At 54.5% G+C, this 1263-nt stretch carries 1 protein-coding gene and 2 pseudogenes; 2 read left to right on the top strand and 1 reads right to left on the bottom strand.

Features of this window, described 5'->3' with window-relative positions; translation table 11 throughout:
• Together HLH29_RS19250 and HLH29_RS19245 are read left to right on the top strand one after the other, a co-directional pair.
• Positions 1-102 (top strand): annotated as a pseudogene (locus HLH29_RS19250) (IS5-like element ISMex42 family transposase); the annotation flags it as partial.
• A 68-nt stretch (positions 103-170) separates the two neighbouring features.
• Positions 171-950, top strand: a complete 780-nt coding sequence (locus tag HLH29_RS19245; RefSeq protein ID WP_182968979.1) for an SDR family oxidoreductase — start codon at positions 171-173, stop codon at positions 948-950.
• 159 nt (positions 951-1109) lie between these two features.
• On the opposite strand, the pseudogene HLH29_RS19240 reads toward HLH29_RS19245, so the two are convergent.
• Positions 1110-1263 (bottom strand): annotated as a pseudogene (locus HLH29_RS19240) (IS3 family transposase); the annotation flags it as partial.

Genomic DNA, 1263 nt, shown 5'->3' with positions numbered 1-1263 from the left:
CTGAAGGAATGGCGCGCCGTCGCAACCCGATACGAAAAGACCGCCACCTCGTTCCTCGCTATCCTTCACCTCGCAGCCGCCGCAGATTGGATCAAGATCTAACAGACCCTAAAGCGGGAAATCATTTTCTGGCGGAGCAGTCTGCCACTGAACTCTATTTCGAGAATAACATGAAAAAATTGCAGAATAAAACGTGCGTCGTCACCGGTGCTGCACGAGGAATTGGTCGTGCCATTGCTGCGCGCTTCCATGAAGAAGGTGCCGCCGTTATCGTCGCTGATGTTGATGAAGTCGCTGGAATTGCGACAGCCGCCCAGATCGGTTGCCAATTCGAGAGACTTGATGTCCGAAAGGAAGAGGACTGGAAGCGGCTTTCCGAAACTACCCCTGCTGTAGACGTTGTTGTTAACAATGCAGGTGTCACGGGATTTGAATCGGGCATCGTGGCTCACGATCCCGAACATGCCAGCCTTGCGGACTGGCAGGCGGTTCACCAAGTTAATCTTGACGGTACATTTCTTGGATGTCGTTATGCGATCGGGGCGATGAAAGCGAAAGGTGCGGGATCGATTATCAACATCTCCTCACGCTCTGGGCTGGTTGGCATCCCGCTGGCTGCTGCCTATGCATCGTCCAAAGCAGCCATTCGCAATCACAGCAAGACAGTAGCACTCTATTGTGCGCAACAGGGCTGGAAAATCCGCTGCAACTCGATCCATCCTGCTGCAATATTGACGTCAATCTGGGAGCCAATGTTAGGCACAGGGCCTGATCGCGAGGCCAGGATGCAGGCATTGGTTGCTGACACGCCTTTGAAACGGTTCGGAATGCCCGACGAAGTTGCAGCAATTGCACTTATGCTAGCTTCAGATGAGACAACCTATGTGACGGGAACAGAGATTAATATCGACGGAGGCTTGTTGGCCGGTTCTGCGGCAGTTCCAGACTGACGGAGTACGGTGGAGCGCTTTCGATGCGCTCCATCGTGATTTCTGTGGCTGCTTCCGGGTGCACTCGCCACATAACAGAATGTCCGAGATGAGGCATGTCCCGCCTGCCAGCTATGCAAATAACTGACAGGCAACTTGGCGGGGGGAACGGTCGGTCAGGTCGAGGTGCAGCAGCGTACATTGTCGCACGACCGAAAGCCGCGGCCGTTTCAGGTCAATCATTTGCCGCCTCTGATCACGCCCAACCGAGCAGAGGCATCCCGCAAAAAATCCCGTTCCACCAGCAACTGGCCGATCTTGGCATGCAGCTTCT

It is taken from the genome of Gluconacetobacter tumulicola (assembly GCF_014174215.1).
Taxonomy (GTDB): domain Bacteria; phylum Pseudomonadota; class Alphaproteobacteria; order Acetobacterales; family Acetobacteraceae; genus Gluconacetobacter; species Gluconacetobacter tumulicola.
This window is presented reverse-complemented; position numbering and strand designations above follow the sequence as displayed.

Excerpts from the sequence above, each read along its gene's own strand:
- HLH29_RS19245 (WP_182968979.1), top strand. The coding sequence starts at position 171 with ATGAAAAAATTGCAGAATAAAACGTGCGTCGTCACCGGTGCTGCACGA.